This is a genomic window from Paraburkholderia sp. J76 (assembly GCF_905220295.1).
Taxonomy (GTDB): domain Bacteria; phylum Pseudomonadota; class Gammaproteobacteria; order Burkholderiales; family Burkholderiaceae; genus Paraburkholderia.
The window spans coordinates 1-12,985 of sequence record NZ_CAJMZJ010000015.1; the positions used below are offsets into that span (position 1 = coordinate 1).

The window sequence follows — 12,985 nt, forward strand, 5'->3', positions numbered from 1 at the left end:
CGTTTCGGGGAAGATCAGCGGATTGTCCGACACCGCGTTCGCTTCGACGAGCAGCACCTGCGCCGCGTGGCGCATCTGGTCCAGACACGCGCCCATCACCTGCGGCTGGCAACGCAGCGAATACGGGTCCTGCACCTTGCCGCAGTCGCGGTGCGAGAGGTTGATCGCCGAGCCTTCGAGCAGCGCGCGGTAGGCCGCGGCCGCGTCGATCTGGCCGCGATGGCCGCGCAGTTCGTGAATGCGCGCGTCGAACGGCTTCACCGAACCTGCCGCCGCATCCACGCAGAGCGCGCCCGAAACGAGCGCCGTGCGGTAGAGGTCTTCGATCGCGAACATGTTGTAGATCGCGAGCGCGGCGGAAGCCTGCGTGCCGTTGAGCAGCGCGAGACCTTCCTTCGCCTGCAGCGCGAGGGGCTTGAGGCCCGCAGCGGCGAGACCCGCTTCGGCGCTGGCGCGCTCGCCGCGGATGAACACTTCGCCGATGCCAAGCAGCACCGCCGACATATGCGCGAGCGGCGCGAGGTCGCCCGAAGCGCCCACCGAGCCCTTCACGGGAATGAGCGGCAGCACGTCGGCGTTAAAGAGCGTGATGAGCGCGTTCATCACTTCGCGGCGGATGCCCGAATAGCCACGTCCCAGGCTCGACAGCTTCAGCGCCATGAGGAGACGCACGACCGGACGCGACATCGGCTCGCCCACGCCCACGGCGTGCGAGAGCACGAGATTGCGCTGCAGCAGTTCGAGCTGGTCGTTGGGAATATGCGTGCTCGCCAGACGCCCGAAACCCGTGTTGATGCCGTACGCGGGCTCGCCCTTCGCGGTGATCTCGGCCACGGCGCGCGCGCCCGCGTCGATGGCGTCGAAGCTGGCCGGATCGAGTTCGAGCCGCACCGCCTCGCGCGCGATCTGGCGAAGTTGGGGCAGGGTCAGATGGCCGGGCGTGAGGCGAAGGGTCGGGAGCATGGTCGAATCCTGTCTATACAAGTCGCGAAAGTGGGCGAAGTCTAGCCTGGCGCGCCTGTCTATACAACTCCCGTTTGCGGCTTCCGGAACCTGGGACTATCCACGAGAACGCGCAAACCGCCGTCACGCTTCCAGTTGCAGCCTGCCCCCGATAAACGCGAGAAAGCATTGCACGCGCGCCGCGAGCGCCGCACTGCGGTAGTACACGGCATGGATCGGCTGGCGCGACTCGATCAGCGCGTCGTCGAGCACGGTGACGAGACGCCCCGCGTCCCGGTCGGCCGTGGTGAGGAAGTCGGAAAGGCACGCGATGCCGCTTCCGGCAAGCGCGAGCTGGCGTATCGTCTCCCCGCTCGATGCCGTAAGCGCGGGCGCGATGGCGTAGCCCGGCTCGGTCTCCTGCGTCTTTGTTGCGGCAAGCGCCTCGCCGCCGGCCCCACGCAAAGGCCAGCCGTTGAGATGCGCGGGCGCCGTAAAGCCGATCAGCCGATGTTCGCGCAACGCGGCCACGCTGCGCGGCGTGCCGTGCGCCGCGAGATAGCCGGGACTCGCGACAATGCGCAAACGGCTCGTGCCGAGCGCGCGCGCATGCAGCGTGGAATCCTGCAGCGTGCCGATGCGAATGGCGATATCCACGCGCTGCTCCAGCAGATCGACGATGCGCTCGTTATTCGTGAGTTCGAGTTCGATCTCGGGATAGGCGTCGGCGAACGCCGCGACGTGCGGCACGATGCAGTGGAGCATGAACGGCGTGGCCGCATCCACGCGCAGCCGCCCCGAAGGCCGCTCGCGGTGGCGCATGACGGCCTCCTCGGCGTCGGCCATCGCCGCGAGAATGGCGCGGGCCCGATCGAGGAAAAGTTCGCCCTCTTCCGTGAGCTGCAAGCGCCGCGTGGTGCGCAAAATCAGCGCGACCCCCAGTTGCTTTTCGAGCCGCGAGAGCGCGCGGCTCACGCCCGATACGGTTTGCTGGAGCTTTTCGGCGGCGGCGGTGATCGACCCCGCGTCGATCACCGTGACGAATACGAGCAGTTCGTCGGTCGACGTCTTCATCGTGGCTATTGTTGATTTGTAGTCAAGATTCATTTGAGACTAACACGGTTTTTGCAAAGCCCGAATGCGCCGATACTGGCGTCCATCGCAATCGGAACAGGACCAGGAGCAACCCATGAAAGTATTCGTGACAGGCGCGGGTGGATTTATCGGCGGAACGATCGCGGCGCATCTCGTGCGCGCGGGACATGAGGTGCGCGGCCTCGTGCGCCGGCCCGAGCAGTTCGCCGACCTCGAAAAGCTCGGCATCGTGCCCATCCAGGGCGATCTCGACGACCGCGTGACGCTGATGGCGCAAGCGCGCGCCGCCGACGCCGTGATCAACGCCGCCAGCAGCGACCACCGCGGCGCGGTCGAGGCGCTCATCGAAGCGCTCGAAGGCTCCGGCAAGACCTTCCTGCACACGAGCGGATCGAGCATCGTGGGCGACGCGTCGGGCGGCGAGGCGACCGAACGCATCTACTACGAAGACGCCCTGCCCGAGCCGACCGCCGACAAGGCGGCGCGCGTGGCCATCGACAATCTCGTGCTCGCGGCGGCGGCGCGCGGCGTGAAAAGCGCCGTGCTCTGCAACACGCTGATCTACGGCGTGGGCGCGGTGCCGGGCGCCGCGAGCGTGCAACTGCCGCGGCTCATCCGCCAGGCGCAGAAGAGCGGCGTGATGCGCCACGTTGGGCGCGGCCTGAACATCTGGTCGAACGTGCATGTCGACGACGTGGCCGAACTCTATCGCCTCGCGCTCGACAACACGCCGGCGGGCACGTTCTACTTCGTCGAGAGCGGCGAAGCGAACTTCCGCGCCATGACCGCGGCGCTTGCCGAAGCGATGGGTCTCGGCGCGCCGCAGGACTGGCCGCTCGAAGCCGCGATCGAGGAATGGGGTTACGAGATGGCGTCGTACGGCCTCGGCTCGAACAGCCGCGTGCGCGGCGAGCGCGCCCGCAAGCTGCTCGGCTGGCAGCCGCGGCGCACCTCGGTCACGGACTGGATCCGCAACGAGATGCCGAAACCGCAAAGATAAGTGCTGTAGAGCACGCTATTGTTGCGTATCCGTAAGGTCGCTCCGCTAGAATCCGGGCGGTTTGCACTACTCGCCGGCGCACGTCACGCGCCGGGCCCGGATACGCCGATGCTCCTCGCGCTGAACTTCGACTGGCTGACCAATCTGCTCGCCATTCTGTTCGTGGTCGCGTGCCTCTACGACGCGCGCTACGACGAATATGGCACGCTGACGCTCGCCGCCGGCGCGATGGGACTCATCGTGATGGCGATCGAAGTGCTGCTGCGCCCTGCGTTCGATATGTCGCTGTAGCGCGATGTTTTTGCGAATCGCGCAGCCGCCTATTGCTTCTCGTGCGCGCAGCACGATGACTGCGCGGGCGCGTCCTCATAGCGGTCGTGGTGGCGCATCCACTCGCGCATGTCCTTCTCTTCGTTGCGCCCCTTCGCGGTGAGTTCCAGCATCGCATACGTGCCGATCAACATTTCGGCGCCGCGCGCGTAAGTCGAATAGGTGTGGTACACGTTGCCCGCTTCGTCGCGGTAGAAAGCGCTGGCGCCAGGCAACTCGTCGCTCACGTAGTCCTGCTCGGCGTAGTTGTAGATCGCCTTGCCGCGCGCCTTGTCGGCCTCGCTGAACGATACGCGATAGTCGAAGTTGAAGTCGCTCCCATTCGACGACACCCACGGAAAACGCCAGCCCATGCGCCGCCTGAACGCCTCGATCTTCGCGAGCGGCGCGCGCGAAACTGCCACGTATGTCACGTCGTGATGCTCCAGATGCGGCAGCATGCCGTCCACGTGGTCGGAGAGGAACGAGCAGCCGGTGCACCCTTCTTCCCAGTCCGGCCCGAGCATGAAGTGATAGACGATCAACTGGCTGCGCGGCCCGAACAGCTCGGCGAGCGTGCGCGGGCCTTGCGGCGTTTCGAACGTATACGTCTTCCCGACTTTCACCCACGGCAGCGCCTGACGCTTCGCCACCAACGCATCGCGCGCGTGCGTGAAAGCGCGCTCTTCGGCGAGCAGCGCCTTGCGCGCCTCAAGCCATTCGGTCTCCGAAACGATCTTGTGCGGTTCCATCGTCGAATCCTCCTTGTGTTTGCGTCGGCGCCTGTGAGCGCCGTTCAGTCGAACAGCGCCGCCAGCTTGTCGAGCGCGCTCGTCCAGCCCTCGTTGTGCGCGTCGCGCGCTGCTTCGTCGAAGAAGCGTTCGTGCCTGAGCGTGAGGTCCGTAGCGGGGCCGTCGGCGCGCAGCGTCACCGTGACGAGCGATTCGCGCTCCGGCGTGCTGCGCCACGCCCACGTGAATACGAGCTTTTCGTCCGGCACGACTTCGAGATACATGCCGCTCACATCGTGCTCTTCGCCGTTCGCGCCGCGCATGATCACGCGAAAGCGCCCGCCCACGCGCACGTCCGCTTCGGCGTGGATGCAGGTCGTGTCGAGCGGCTGCATCCAGCGCATTAGTTGCGCCGGTTGCGTCCACGCGGCGTAGACCTTCGCGGCGCCGGCGTTGAGGCGTCGCCGGATGGTGAGGGTCGGCGCCTGCTGAGCGCTGCCTGGGTCGGCTGCGGGTTGGGTAGACATGCATCTTCCTCCACGAAAGCGGCGAGTCGGTCGAGTGTTTCGCTCCAGAAGCGTTGATAGTGCGCGAGCCACTGCATCGCGTCCTCCATCGGCCCCGCGGCGAGCCGGCACGCCACCGTGCGGCCGGTTTTCTCGCGCGTGACGAGGCCCGCCTGAGCAAGCACGTCCAGATGCTTCATGACCGCGGGCAGCGACATCGCGAACGGCTGCGCGAGCGCGCTCACCGAAAGTTCGTCGTGCTGCGCGAGGCGCGCGAGCAACGCGCGGCGCGTGGGATCGGCGAGCGCGGCGAAGGTGCGGTCGAGGGCAACGTCTTCATACTTAACCATGTGGTTTAGCATAGGCGACGAAAGCGCGATGTCAAGGAAAGCGTCGGCATGGGCGAGCAACGGCGCGCACGGCCGGGCTCGCGACACTAGAATGGCCGTTTCGCCGCCGCCATGTCATGCCATGCCGTCCAAAATCCGCAATTCGCTGCTCTGGATCTTCGACGCCTTCGAGCGCGAGCCCGGTTATGTCCGCAAGCCCATGTTCGGCTGCGACGCCGCGTATCTGGACGGCTCGCTGTGCCTCGTCGCCGCCGATCGCGATCCGCCGTTCAACGGCGTGCTCGTCTGCACCTCGCGAGACCACCATGCAGCGCTCGTCGAAGCGCTCCCGGCGTTGCGAGCGCACCCCGTGCTCGGCAAATGGCTCTATGTGCCGCAAGCCGATGCGGCGTTCGAAGATACCGCCGCGCAGTTGAGCGCGCTCGTGCTCGCGCGCGACCCGCGCATCGGCGTGGAGCCCAAACCGCGCAAGCCGCGCAAAGCGGCGAAGGGACACAACAGCGGACGTAACAGCAGACGCAACAGCGTGCTGCCGGAATAACGCCCGCGAAAGCCACACGGCCCGCGCCGCAGTTAAGCGACGCGGGCCGTGCAGCCGCCCGGTCGTGCCGCCGTGGCCACCGGGCGAAGACCGGGTCATCCGATTTTCATCCAGCCATCAGATGGCCCAGCCGCCCAGGTAGAACGCGGCCAGCACGCCGGCGATCACAACCGTGCCCACGTTCAGCTTGCGGATCTCGCCGCTCACCACGCGGCCGATCACGAGCGTGCAGAAGCCCAGCATGATGCCCGTGACGATGTTCGCCGTGAGCACGATGAACACCGCGCAGACGAGGCCCGACATCGAATCGACCATGTCGGCCATGTCGAGGCGGCTCACGCTCGACAGCATCATGAGGCCCACGTACATCAGCGCGGGCGCGGTGGCGTACGAGGGCACGAGGCCCGCGAGCGGCGCGAAGAACATCACCGCGAGGAACAGCACGCCCACCATGGCGGCGGCGAGGCCCGTCTTCGCGCCCGCGGCCACGCCCACCGTCGATTCGATATAGGCCGCCGCCGGCGCGCCGCCGAGGAAACCCGAGAAGATCGAGCTGACCGAGTCGGCCGTGAGCGCACGACCGCCGTTGACGATGCGGCCGTTGGCGTCGAGCTGGCCCGCCTGCCCTGCCACGGCGCGGATCGTGCCGGTGGCGTCGAACACGGCCGTCATCACGAGAGCCAGCACGCTCGGCAGGACGGCGAGCGAAAGCGCGCCCTTGACGTCCATCGCGCCGATCAGCGAAGCATGGCCCGGCGCCGACAGCGAAGGCCACGCGAACACGCCGTGAAAGCTCACGGCCGGATCGATGGCGAGGCCGAGCGCCGAGATCGCGACGATCACGATCAGGATCGAGCCCGGCACGCGGCGGCGCACGAGACCGAAGATCGCGGCGAGCCCGACCACGGAAAGAATCACGGGCAGCGACGTGATATGGCCGAGCGAGACCGGCAGGCCCGCGCCGGGATTCTTGACGACGAGGCCCACGTCATTGGCGGCGATCAGCAGCAGGAAAAGGCCGATGCCGATGCCCGTGCCATGCGCGATGCCGTGCGGCAGGTTGCGCAGGATCCACGAGCGCACGCCCGTCACCGAAATGCCCGTGAACACGAGGCCCATGAGGAACACCGCGCCGAGCGCCACTTCCGGCTTCAGCCCCTTGCCGAGCACGAGGCCGAAGGCCGTGAACGCCGTGAGCGAGATCGCGCAGCCGATCGCGATCGGCAGGCGCGCCCACAGGCCCATGAGGAGCGAGCCGAACGCCGTGGTCAGGCACACGGCCACGAACACGGCGCTGGTATCGAAGCCCGCCTTGCCGAGCATGCCCGGCACGACGAACACGGAATAGACCATCGCGAGGAAGGTCGTGACGCCGGCAATCGCCTCCTGACGTAGCGAGCTGCCGCGCGCGGCAATGTCGAAATAGCGGTCGATGAAGCCCGAGGCCCGGCCCAGTTCGATGGGTTCGACTTCGGCGGCGGTCGCACCGGCAAGCGGCTGCGCGTGGGGTTCGATCATGGTGAGTGCCTCCTTTATCAGCATGCTGAAACGGTTCGCGGCTCACCGGCCCGATCCGCCATCAGGTTTGTCTCGAATGATTTAGTCGTGTCGACGCGTTGCCGCCGCCTTGTTCTACTTCCCGGCGCTCATGGTTTTGACATCTCTTTATGAATGGAGCGAAGGTTAGGCGAACCCGATATGCGCTCCCATCGCACGAGTCGCATTGAGTTCATGCCGCGATGCTTATATGCCCATGAACAGGGCGCGGCGCGCGGGCGCCCCTCGCGTTTACACCTGGGCGCCGCGGGGTGCAGCCGGGCGCGTCGAGGCCCGGCTCGGCGCTTGCGGCGCCCGACGCGCGTCGTCGAAGCGCGCCTTCATTACGCGGATCGGCCCGGCGCGCGGGTTACACTCACGCATCCCGACCCGGTTTCCCCCAGCCGCGCGCCTCGCGCCGGTTGCTCCAAGGAGTTTCTGTAGATGAGACGCGGCATCTTGCGTTGCGCACGTCCTGCTTTCCCCTTTCCGTACGCCCTGACGCTGCTGATGCTGCTCGCGCTTTCGGGCTGCAGCCTGTTCCGGCCGGCCCCGCCGCCCGAGCCGGAGGCGCCCGTGGCCGTCGAGCCGGAGCCTGCCGCGAGCGAGCCCGAGGCCGCTTCGGCGCCCGAAGCCGCGAGCGAGCCGGAAACGGAGAGCACGATCAAGCCCGCGCCAAGGAAGCCGCGACCCGCGCCGGTGCACCGCCGCCCGCCGGCGCCGCCGCCGCCCGCGCCCGCCAGCGCCCCGAGCGCGCCGCCCCCCGCGCCGATCGTGCAGGTGCGCACGCTCCAGCGCGGCACCTTCCGAACGCTGCTCGACAGCGAAGTGCAAAAAACCGACGGCAAGGTCGTCGGCCGCGCCGTCGACATGGTCACGGGCCCCGGCGGCAAGCCTGTCGACGTGGTGGTGAATCTGCAAGGCTTCATGGGCATTGGCGACCGCAAGGCCAACTTCCCGTGGAGCGGCGTGCGCGTGAATACCCAGCCTAAGACGCCCGCCATCACGCTCGCCCTGCCCGCAAGCCAGTTGCAGGTGCCCGACCGGCCCAAGGCCGGCGCGCCCCAGCCCGGCAACCCCGAGGCGAGCGCGACGCGCCTGCCCATGCTCGACGCCGACGTGGCGCGCGCCAACGGCGCCAAGGTCGGCCGCGTGGTGGACGTGCTGATCGACGGCAGCGCGGCCCCGCAGGCCGTGGTGCTCGACGTGAGCGGCACGCTCGAAAAGCGCCACACGATCGCCGCCGACTGGTCCGCGCTGCATTTCGTCACGAAGAACAATGCACTCGAAGCGCAGCTCGAAATGAGCGATCAGCAGGTCGACGCCTCGCCGCCCTACGCCCCCGACCAACCGGTGCGCGCCGTGACGCCTGCGGCCGCGCAGGCGCCCGCCGCCCCGGCTGCGCAGGCCGCGCCCGCTGCCTCGCCGGTCGCCTCGGCAGCCAATGCCCACGGTGCCAAATGACGGACGGCACCATGCAACAACGCAATCCCGACCTGCGCAGCGTACGCGCGCTCGACTGGCTGAACTTCTTCGTCGCGAACGTGCAAACGGGCTTCGGGCCGTTCATCGCGTCGTATCTGGCTTCGCACAAGTGGACGCAAGGCGAGATCGGCCTCGCGCTTTCGGTGGGCACGATCAGCGCGATGGTGAGCCAGGTGCCGGGCGGCGCCGCAGTGGACGCCCTGCGCAACAAGAAAGCGGCCGCCGCGTGGGCGATCGTCGCAATCATCATCTCGGCCGTGCTGCTCGCGTCGAGCCCGACCGTCGTGGCGGTCATGGCCGCCGAGGTTTTCCACGGCTTCGCCAGTTGCATGCTCGTGCCGGCCATGGCCGCACTCGCGCTCGCGCTGGTCGGCCGCCAGAACCTGGGCGACCGGCTCGGGCGCAACGCGCGCTGGGCCTCGATCGGCAGCGCGGTGGCCGCCGGGCTGATGGGCTTGTGCGGCGAGTACTGGTCGCCGCGCTCCGTGTTCTGGCTGACGGCCGCGCTCGCGCTGCCCGCGCTCGTCGCGCTCGCGATGATCAGGTACGACCAGAACGCCGCCTACGCCAAACCCGCGGTCAAGCCCGGCAAGGCCCGCGCCGCGGCGGCCCCGGACGAGCCGCGCGAAACGATCTTCGACCTGCTGCGCGACCGGCGCATGCTGATCTTCGCGGCCTGCGTGGTGCTGTTCCACCTCTCGAACGCCGCGATGCTCAACCTGGCCGCCGGCGAAGTCACGGCCGGCATGGGCGACAACGTTCAGCTCGTGATTGCGGCGTGCATCATCGTGCCGCAGGCCATCGTCGCGCTGATGTCGCCGTGGGTCGGGCGCACCGCGCAGGCCTGGGGACGCCGCCCCGTGCTGATTCTCGGCTTTAGCGCACTGCCGCTGCGGGCTTTGCTGTTCGCCGCCGTCGCCAACCCGTACTTCCTCGTGCCGGTGCAGATGCTCGACGGCTTGTCAGCCGCCGTGTTCGGCGTGATGCTGCCGCTCATCGCCGCCGACGTGGCGGGCGGCAAAGGCCGCTACAACCTTTGTATCGGGCTCTTCGGACTTTCGGCGGGGATAGGCGCAACGCTTTCGACGGCGCTGGCCGGCTTCATTGCCGATCACCTGGGCAACACGGTGAGCTTTCTCGCGCTCGCGAGCGCCGGCGCCGCTTCGGTGCTGATGGTGTGGCTGGCCATGCCCGAGACGCGCGACGCGCTCGAAGAAGAGAACGCCCGCGACGCCAAGGTGTAGGAAGTCATGCACGAAGGTGCACCGCTTTCGCGGGCGCGGGTTGCGCCTGCGAAAGCACGTGGTGGCAACCCGGCTTTTTCCGCGCGAACCGCGGCGCCCCTCAGGGCGCCGGTTCGCGCAGTTTCATGACGTTGAGATAACGAAGCCGAAGCGAGCGGGTCCAGACAAACCCAGGCAAACCCAGATAAACCCGGGCAAACGCTCAGGCGGCCAGCGCCTCGTCCAGACGCGCCGCGACGACGGCGTTGGGAAGGTTGTCGAGCTTGCTCGCGAGGATCATCGCGTCGGCATTGGCCGGGCGATGGCGGCGATTCGGGCTCGGGCGGAACACGGCGTCGCCGCGGCGGATCTTCTCGCCGGTCAACGCACAGACGGCGCTGCGGCGCGCCGTACAGACCCGCCACAACTGGTCGGAGTAGCGGCCGTAGGTGGCGTCGCTCCAGCAGACCGTGATGCTGTCCGGATCATGCCGCCGGATCAAGGTGATGCCCTGCGCATCCCACGAACGCACGGTGGCGCGCCGCCGGTTGGCCGCCTCCGAAGCGCCGCGTGTGATGGGTACCGGTTTGCAGCTTCTGCCGCCTTCGAATTCGCTTTCCAGGCTGAGCGGCTCGGAAGCCGCGGACAGAAGGTCAATGGTTTGTTGCCAAACGCTGCCGGTATCTAATTTCGTCATAATGCACCTCGTGCACGTGGAAACGATTCAAATATGCCGGTCGAATAAGCACTCTGCCACGTCCGGATTATAGCGTGTCCAACTCGCAATCCACAGGAAAAACGCAATTTTCACACGATAATGCCAAATGCAAAAAACGTGACGGTGGAGCTTTCAGTTCCGACTGTAAGCCTCCAATGTTGGTTTCTTTACATCTACAACTTTTTTGCCGATTCGATGATACTTAACAAACTCACTGCGGAAAAAATAACCGTTTTACGTATTGATGTCACGCGCAGCAGGGCTTTTCACATAAGTGAATTGTTACAGCCCACGATGCGTCCGCGGGACGCATGACGCCCGGAAAGCCCGCCCATGGCCTTTCCGAAGGACTTTACCTACATCATAGGGGCTCCACTCTTACACAGAAGACGTGACCAATCAATGAAACGCAATACCCTGATTGACATAGGGCCATCGGGCATTTCACATACTAAACGTCAGTCTATTGACCGCCCTATTCGCGCACGAGGCACACGCCCGTCATGCGTATCCAATATCGCGCCATTCCACTATTCGGAATAGCAATTAATGGATTTTGAATATTCCTTTAAGGGGCTTTCCTGCCCGGCAATGCCGTCATTGTGCAACTGGTGACATACGAATGGCAAACAAAGCGGTGATGTGACAGGCGAGATCATCCGCACCAAAAGCATGCACGCTAAAGCGCGATTGAATCCGGCGATAAAGACAAACGAATGGCGTATCGCGCGGCGAGTCTCACGTGCCGCGGCCCTGATCGAGAAATTCGGCGGCGCGCGCCTTGAGCATGGCGCCGAAGTCGTCGAGCCAGCCAATGGAAAGCCGCCAGCTCTGCCAGTAGAGTTCGACGTCTAGCGCGCGGCCGGGCGTGAGTTCGACAAGTTCGCCGCGCGCGAGATGCGGCGCGATCATGCGCTCGGGGCACATGCCCCAGCCCAGCCCGTTGAGGCAGCAACGCAGAAAACCGGCCACGTGCGCGATCCAGTGCAGCGGCGGATCGATCTGCGCGCGCGTGACGCGGCGAATGAAGCGCTTTTGCAGTTGATCCTTCGGATTGAACTCGACGCACGGCGCGTGGCGCAGCGTCTCGCGCGTCACGCCTGGCGCGAAATACTGCTCGAAGAACGCCGGAGAACACACCGCGAGGTAACGCATGCGGCCGAGGCGCGTCGAGCGGCAGCCCTGCACGGGCTCGGCCTGCGTCGTGACGGCGCCTTGCACGCTGCCATCGCGCATGCGCTGCGCGGTGTGGTCCTGATCGTCGATCACCAGGTCGAGCAGCACGCCACGCTCGACGCAAAAGCCCGCCACGGCGTCGATGAACCAGGTGCCCACGCTGTCGTCGTTGACAGCCACGCGCAGCGTCGGCCGCGCCGCGCCAAGCGCGCCCGTGAAGGTCGGCATGGCGCCGCCCAGTTCCGCCTCGAGCAACTGCACGCGCTCCGTGTGACGGCACAGCAGCGCGCCCGAAGCGGTCGCCACGCAGGGCTGGCCGCGCTTGACGAGCACGGTGCCCACGCGCTCCTCCAGCAGCTTCACGCGCTGCGAGACCGCCGAGGGCGTGACGTTGAGCGCGCCCGCAGCGCGATCGAACGAACCATGCCGCACGACGGCGGCGAGCGCATCGAGCAAGGCATAGTCGAGCATTAGCGTTCCTTAATCCGGTTAATGAAAATGAGCTTTGCTTAGGCGGCTCCTGGCGGCAGACTAGCGCCATTCCCTGTCGATGTCCAATGACCGCAGCCGCCGCGCACCGCGCCGCCTGCGTTCTCACCTTGTTCGCAACCATCATGAACTGGCTCGCTTTCACTCACGGCGCGGCGCTGTGCGCCTCGCTAATCGTCACCATCGGCGCCCAGAACGCGTTCGTGCTGCGTCAGGGCATCCTGCGCTCGCACGTCGGCAAGATCGTCCTGCTCTGCACCCTGTCCGACTTCGTGCTGATCGGCGCGGGCGTGGGCGGCGCCTCGGCGCTCGTCGAACGTTATCCGACCTTCGTGCACATCGTGCTGTACGTGGGGCTCGCCTGGCTCGTGTGGTTCGGCATTGGCGCGCTGCGGCGCGCGATGCGTCCTTCGCATGCGGTGCTGGATAGCCAGGCCGGGACGCTCGCGCGCGATCAGCGCACCTGGCCGATCATCCTCATGACGCTCGCGTTCACCTGGCTCAATCCGCACGTGTATCTCGACACCTTCCTGCTGATCGGCACGGCCGGCGCGCGCGAACCACAAGGCAGCCGCCTCGCCTTCGCGATCGGCGCGATGTGCGTGAGCGCGATATGGTTCGTCGCGCTCGGCTACGGTGCGCGCGTGCTCGCGCCGCTGTTCCGGCGCGCAGGGGCGTGGCGCGTGCTCGACGGCGCCATCGGCGGCATGGTGCTGCTGATCGCGTTTGCGCAGTTGCGCTAGAAGTCATTCCGCGCGGATCCCCTACTGCGCGGCGCCCTTCGCCTTCCGTTGCTGCAGTCGAGCACAAAGGATAGCTAACGATTCGACTAAACCCTGCGCGGGTCGCCATTTTCCCGGCTTCGAAGTAAGCTCGTGCGACGA

14 protein-coding genes are annotated in these 12,985 nt (G+C 66.6%); 6 read left to right on the plus strand and 8 right to left on the minus strand.

Annotated features, from left to right (window positions below; all coding sequences use genetic code 11):
- Window positions 1-963, minus strand: a 963-nt coding sequence (locus tag U5768_RS25170; RefSeq protein ID WP_322033097.1) for an aromatic amino acid lyase, incomplete at its 3' end; no start/stop codon positions are given.
- 123 nt (window positions 964-1,086) lie between these two features.
- Window positions 1,087-2,016, minus strand: a complete 930-nt coding sequence (locus tag U5768_RS25175) for a LysR family transcriptional regulator (protein ID WP_322033098.1) — start codon at window positions 2,014-2,016, stop codon at window positions 1,087-1,089.
- 115 nt (window positions 2,017-2,131) lie between these two features.
- Between U5768_RS25175 and U5768_RS25180 the strand changes: the two genes are divergently transcribed.
- A complete protein-coding gene (locus U5768_RS25180) occupies window positions 2,132-3,037 on the plus strand; it encodes an NAD-dependent epimerase/dehydratase family protein (protein ID WP_322033099.1) in 906 nt (301 codons plus the stop codon).
- Window positions 3,038-3,145: 108 nt separating this feature from the next.
- Entirely contained in the window at window positions 3,146-3,328 is a 183-nt protein-coding gene (locus U5768_RS25185) for a hypothetical protein (RefSeq protein ID WP_110388606.1), read from the plus strand.
- A gap of 29 nt (window positions 3,329-3,357) precedes the next feature.
- Here U5768_RS25185 and U5768_RS25190 read toward each other — a convergent pair whose 3' ends face one another.
- Genes U5768_RS25190 through U5768_RS25200 form a run of 3 tightly spaced genes read right to left on the minus strand, consistent with a single transcriptional unit; the run spans window position 3,358 to window position 4,933 of the window.
- Window positions 3,358-4,098, minus strand: a complete 741-nt coding sequence (locus U5768_RS25190) for a thioredoxin family protein (RefSeq protein ID WP_322033100.1) — start codon at window positions 4,096-4,098, stop codon at window positions 3,358-3,360.
- 44 nt (window positions 4,099-4,142) lie between these two features.
- Window positions 4,143-4,481, minus strand: coding sequence for an SRPBCC domain-containing protein (locus U5768_RS25195; RefSeq protein ID WP_322033101.1), 339 nt, complete (start codon window positions 4,479-4,481; stop codon window positions 4,143-4,145).
- Window positions 4,481-4,933: a metalloregulator ArsR/SmtB family transcription factor gene (locus U5768_RS25200; RefSeq protein ID WP_322033102.1), complete on the minus strand. Its 453-nt coding sequence runs from the start codon at window positions 4,931-4,933 to the stop codon at window positions 4,481-4,483. The genes U5768_RS25195 and U5768_RS25200 overlap by 1 nt, the downstream gene beginning before the upstream one ends.
- 121 nt (window positions 4,934-5,054) lie before the next feature.
- Here U5768_RS25200 and U5768_RS25205 point away from each other — a divergent pair, with 121 nt between their 5' ends.
- On the plus strand, window positions 5,055-5,474 hold the full coding sequence (locus U5768_RS25205) for a hypothetical protein (RefSeq protein WP_322033103.1): 420 nt from the start codon (window positions 5,055-5,057) through the stop codon (window positions 5,472-5,474).
- A gap of 117 nt (window positions 5,475-5,591) precedes the next feature.
- Here U5768_RS25205 and U5768_RS25210 read toward each other — a convergent pair whose 3' ends face one another.
- Window positions 5,592-6,992: an NCS2 family permease gene (locus U5768_RS25210; protein WP_322033104.1), complete on the minus strand. Its 1,401-nt coding sequence runs from the start codon at window positions 6,990-6,992 to the stop codon at window positions 5,592-5,594.
- Between the two features lie 462 nt (window positions 6,993-7,454).
- Here U5768_RS25210 and U5768_RS25215 point away from each other — a divergent pair, with 462 nt between their 5' ends.
- Window positions 7,455-8,474 carry a PRC-barrel domain-containing protein gene (locus U5768_RS25215; RefSeq protein WP_322033105.1) on the plus strand — a complete coding sequence of 340 codons (1,020 nt, stop codon included), beginning with the start codon at window positions 7,455-7,457 and terminating at the stop codon, window positions 8,472-8,474.
- A gap of 11 nt (window positions 8,475-8,485) precedes the next feature.
- The gene (locus tag U5768_RS25220; RefSeq protein WP_322033106.1) at window positions 8,486-9,739 is read left to right on the plus strand and encodes an MFS transporter; all 1,254 of its coding nucleotides are present in this window, start codon (window positions 8,486-8,488) and stop codon (window positions 9,737-9,739) included.
- 202 nt (window positions 9,740-9,941) lie between these two features.
- On the opposite strand, the gene U5768_RS25225 is transcribed toward U5768_RS25220, so the two are convergent.
- Together U5768_RS25225 and U5768_RS25230 are read right to left on the minus strand one after the other, a co-directional pair.
- Window positions 9,942-10,415, minus strand: coding sequence for a DUF3331 domain-containing protein (locus U5768_RS25225; RefSeq protein ID WP_322033107.1), 474 nt, complete (start codon window positions 10,413-10,415; stop codon window positions 9,942-9,944).
- A 759-nt stretch (window positions 10,416-11,174) separates the two neighbouring features.
- On the minus strand, window positions 11,175-12,083 hold the full coding sequence (locus U5768_RS25230; RefSeq protein ID WP_322033108.1) for a LysR family transcriptional regulator ArgP: 909 nt from the start codon (window positions 12,081-12,083) through the stop codon (window positions 11,175-11,177).
- A gap of 143 nt (window positions 12,084-12,226) precedes the next feature.
- Between U5768_RS25230 and U5768_RS25235 the strand changes: the two genes are divergently transcribed.
- Entirely contained in the window at window positions 12,227-12,844 is a 618-nt protein-coding gene (locus tag U5768_RS25235) for a LysE/ArgO family amino acid transporter (protein ID WP_322033238.1), read from the plus strand.
- Window positions 12,845-12,985: the final 141 nt, after the last annotated feature.

What these genes read in the sequence shown, in the direction of transcription:
- U5768_RS25175 (WP_322033098.1), bottom strand. Translation starts at nt 2,016, where the DNA reads ATGAAGACGTCGACCGACGAACTGCTCGTATTCGTCACGGTGATCGAC.
- U5768_RS25180 (WP_322033099.1), top strand. Translation starts at nt 2,132, where the DNA reads ATGAAAGTATTCGTGACAGGCGCGGGTGGATTTATCGGCGGAACGATC.
- U5768_RS25185 (WP_110388606.1), top strand. Translation starts at nt 3,146, where the DNA reads ATGCTCCTCGCGCTGAACTTCGACTGGCTGACCAATCTGCTCGCCATT.
- U5768_RS25190 (WP_322033100.1), bottom strand. Translation starts at nt 4,098, where the DNA reads ATGGAACCGCACAAGATCGTTTCGGAGACCGAATGGCTTGAGGCGCGC.
- U5768_RS25195 (WP_322033101.1), bottom strand. Translation starts at nt 4,481, where the DNA reads ATGCGCTGGATGCAGCCGCTCGACACGACCTGCATCCACGCCGAAGCG.
- U5768_RS25200 (WP_322033102.1), bottom strand. Translation starts at nt 4,933, where the DNA reads ATGGTTAAGTATGAAGACGTTGCCCTCGACCGCACCTTCGCCGCGCTC.
- U5768_RS25205 (WP_322033103.1), top strand. Translation starts at nt 5,055, where the DNA reads ATGCCGTCCAAAATCCGCAATTCGCTGCTCTGGATCTTCGACGCCTTC.
- U5768_RS25210 (WP_322033104.1), bottom strand. Translation starts at nt 6,992, where the DNA reads ATGATCGAACCCCACGCGCAGCCGCTTGCCGGTGCGACCGCCGCCGAA.
- U5768_RS25215 (WP_322033105.1), top strand. Translation starts at nt 7,455, where the DNA reads ATGAGACGCGGCATCTTGCGTTGCGCACGTCCTGCTTTCCCCTTTCCG.
- U5768_RS25220 (WP_322033106.1), top strand. Translation starts at nt 8,486, where the DNA reads ATGCAACAACGCAATCCCGACCTGCGCAGCGTACGCGCGCTCGACTGG.
- U5768_RS25225 (WP_322033107.1), bottom strand. Translation starts at nt 10,415, where the DNA reads ATGACGAAATTAGATACCGGCAGCGTTTGGCAACAAACCATTGACCTT.
- U5768_RS25230 (WP_322033108.1), bottom strand. Translation starts at nt 12,083, where the DNA reads ATGCTCGACTATGCCTTGCTCGATGCGCTCGCCGCCGTCGTGCGGCAT.
- U5768_RS25235 (WP_322033238.1), top strand. Translation starts at nt 12,227, where the DNA reads ATGAACTGGCTCGCTTTCACTCACGGCGCGGCGCTGTGCGCCTCGCTA.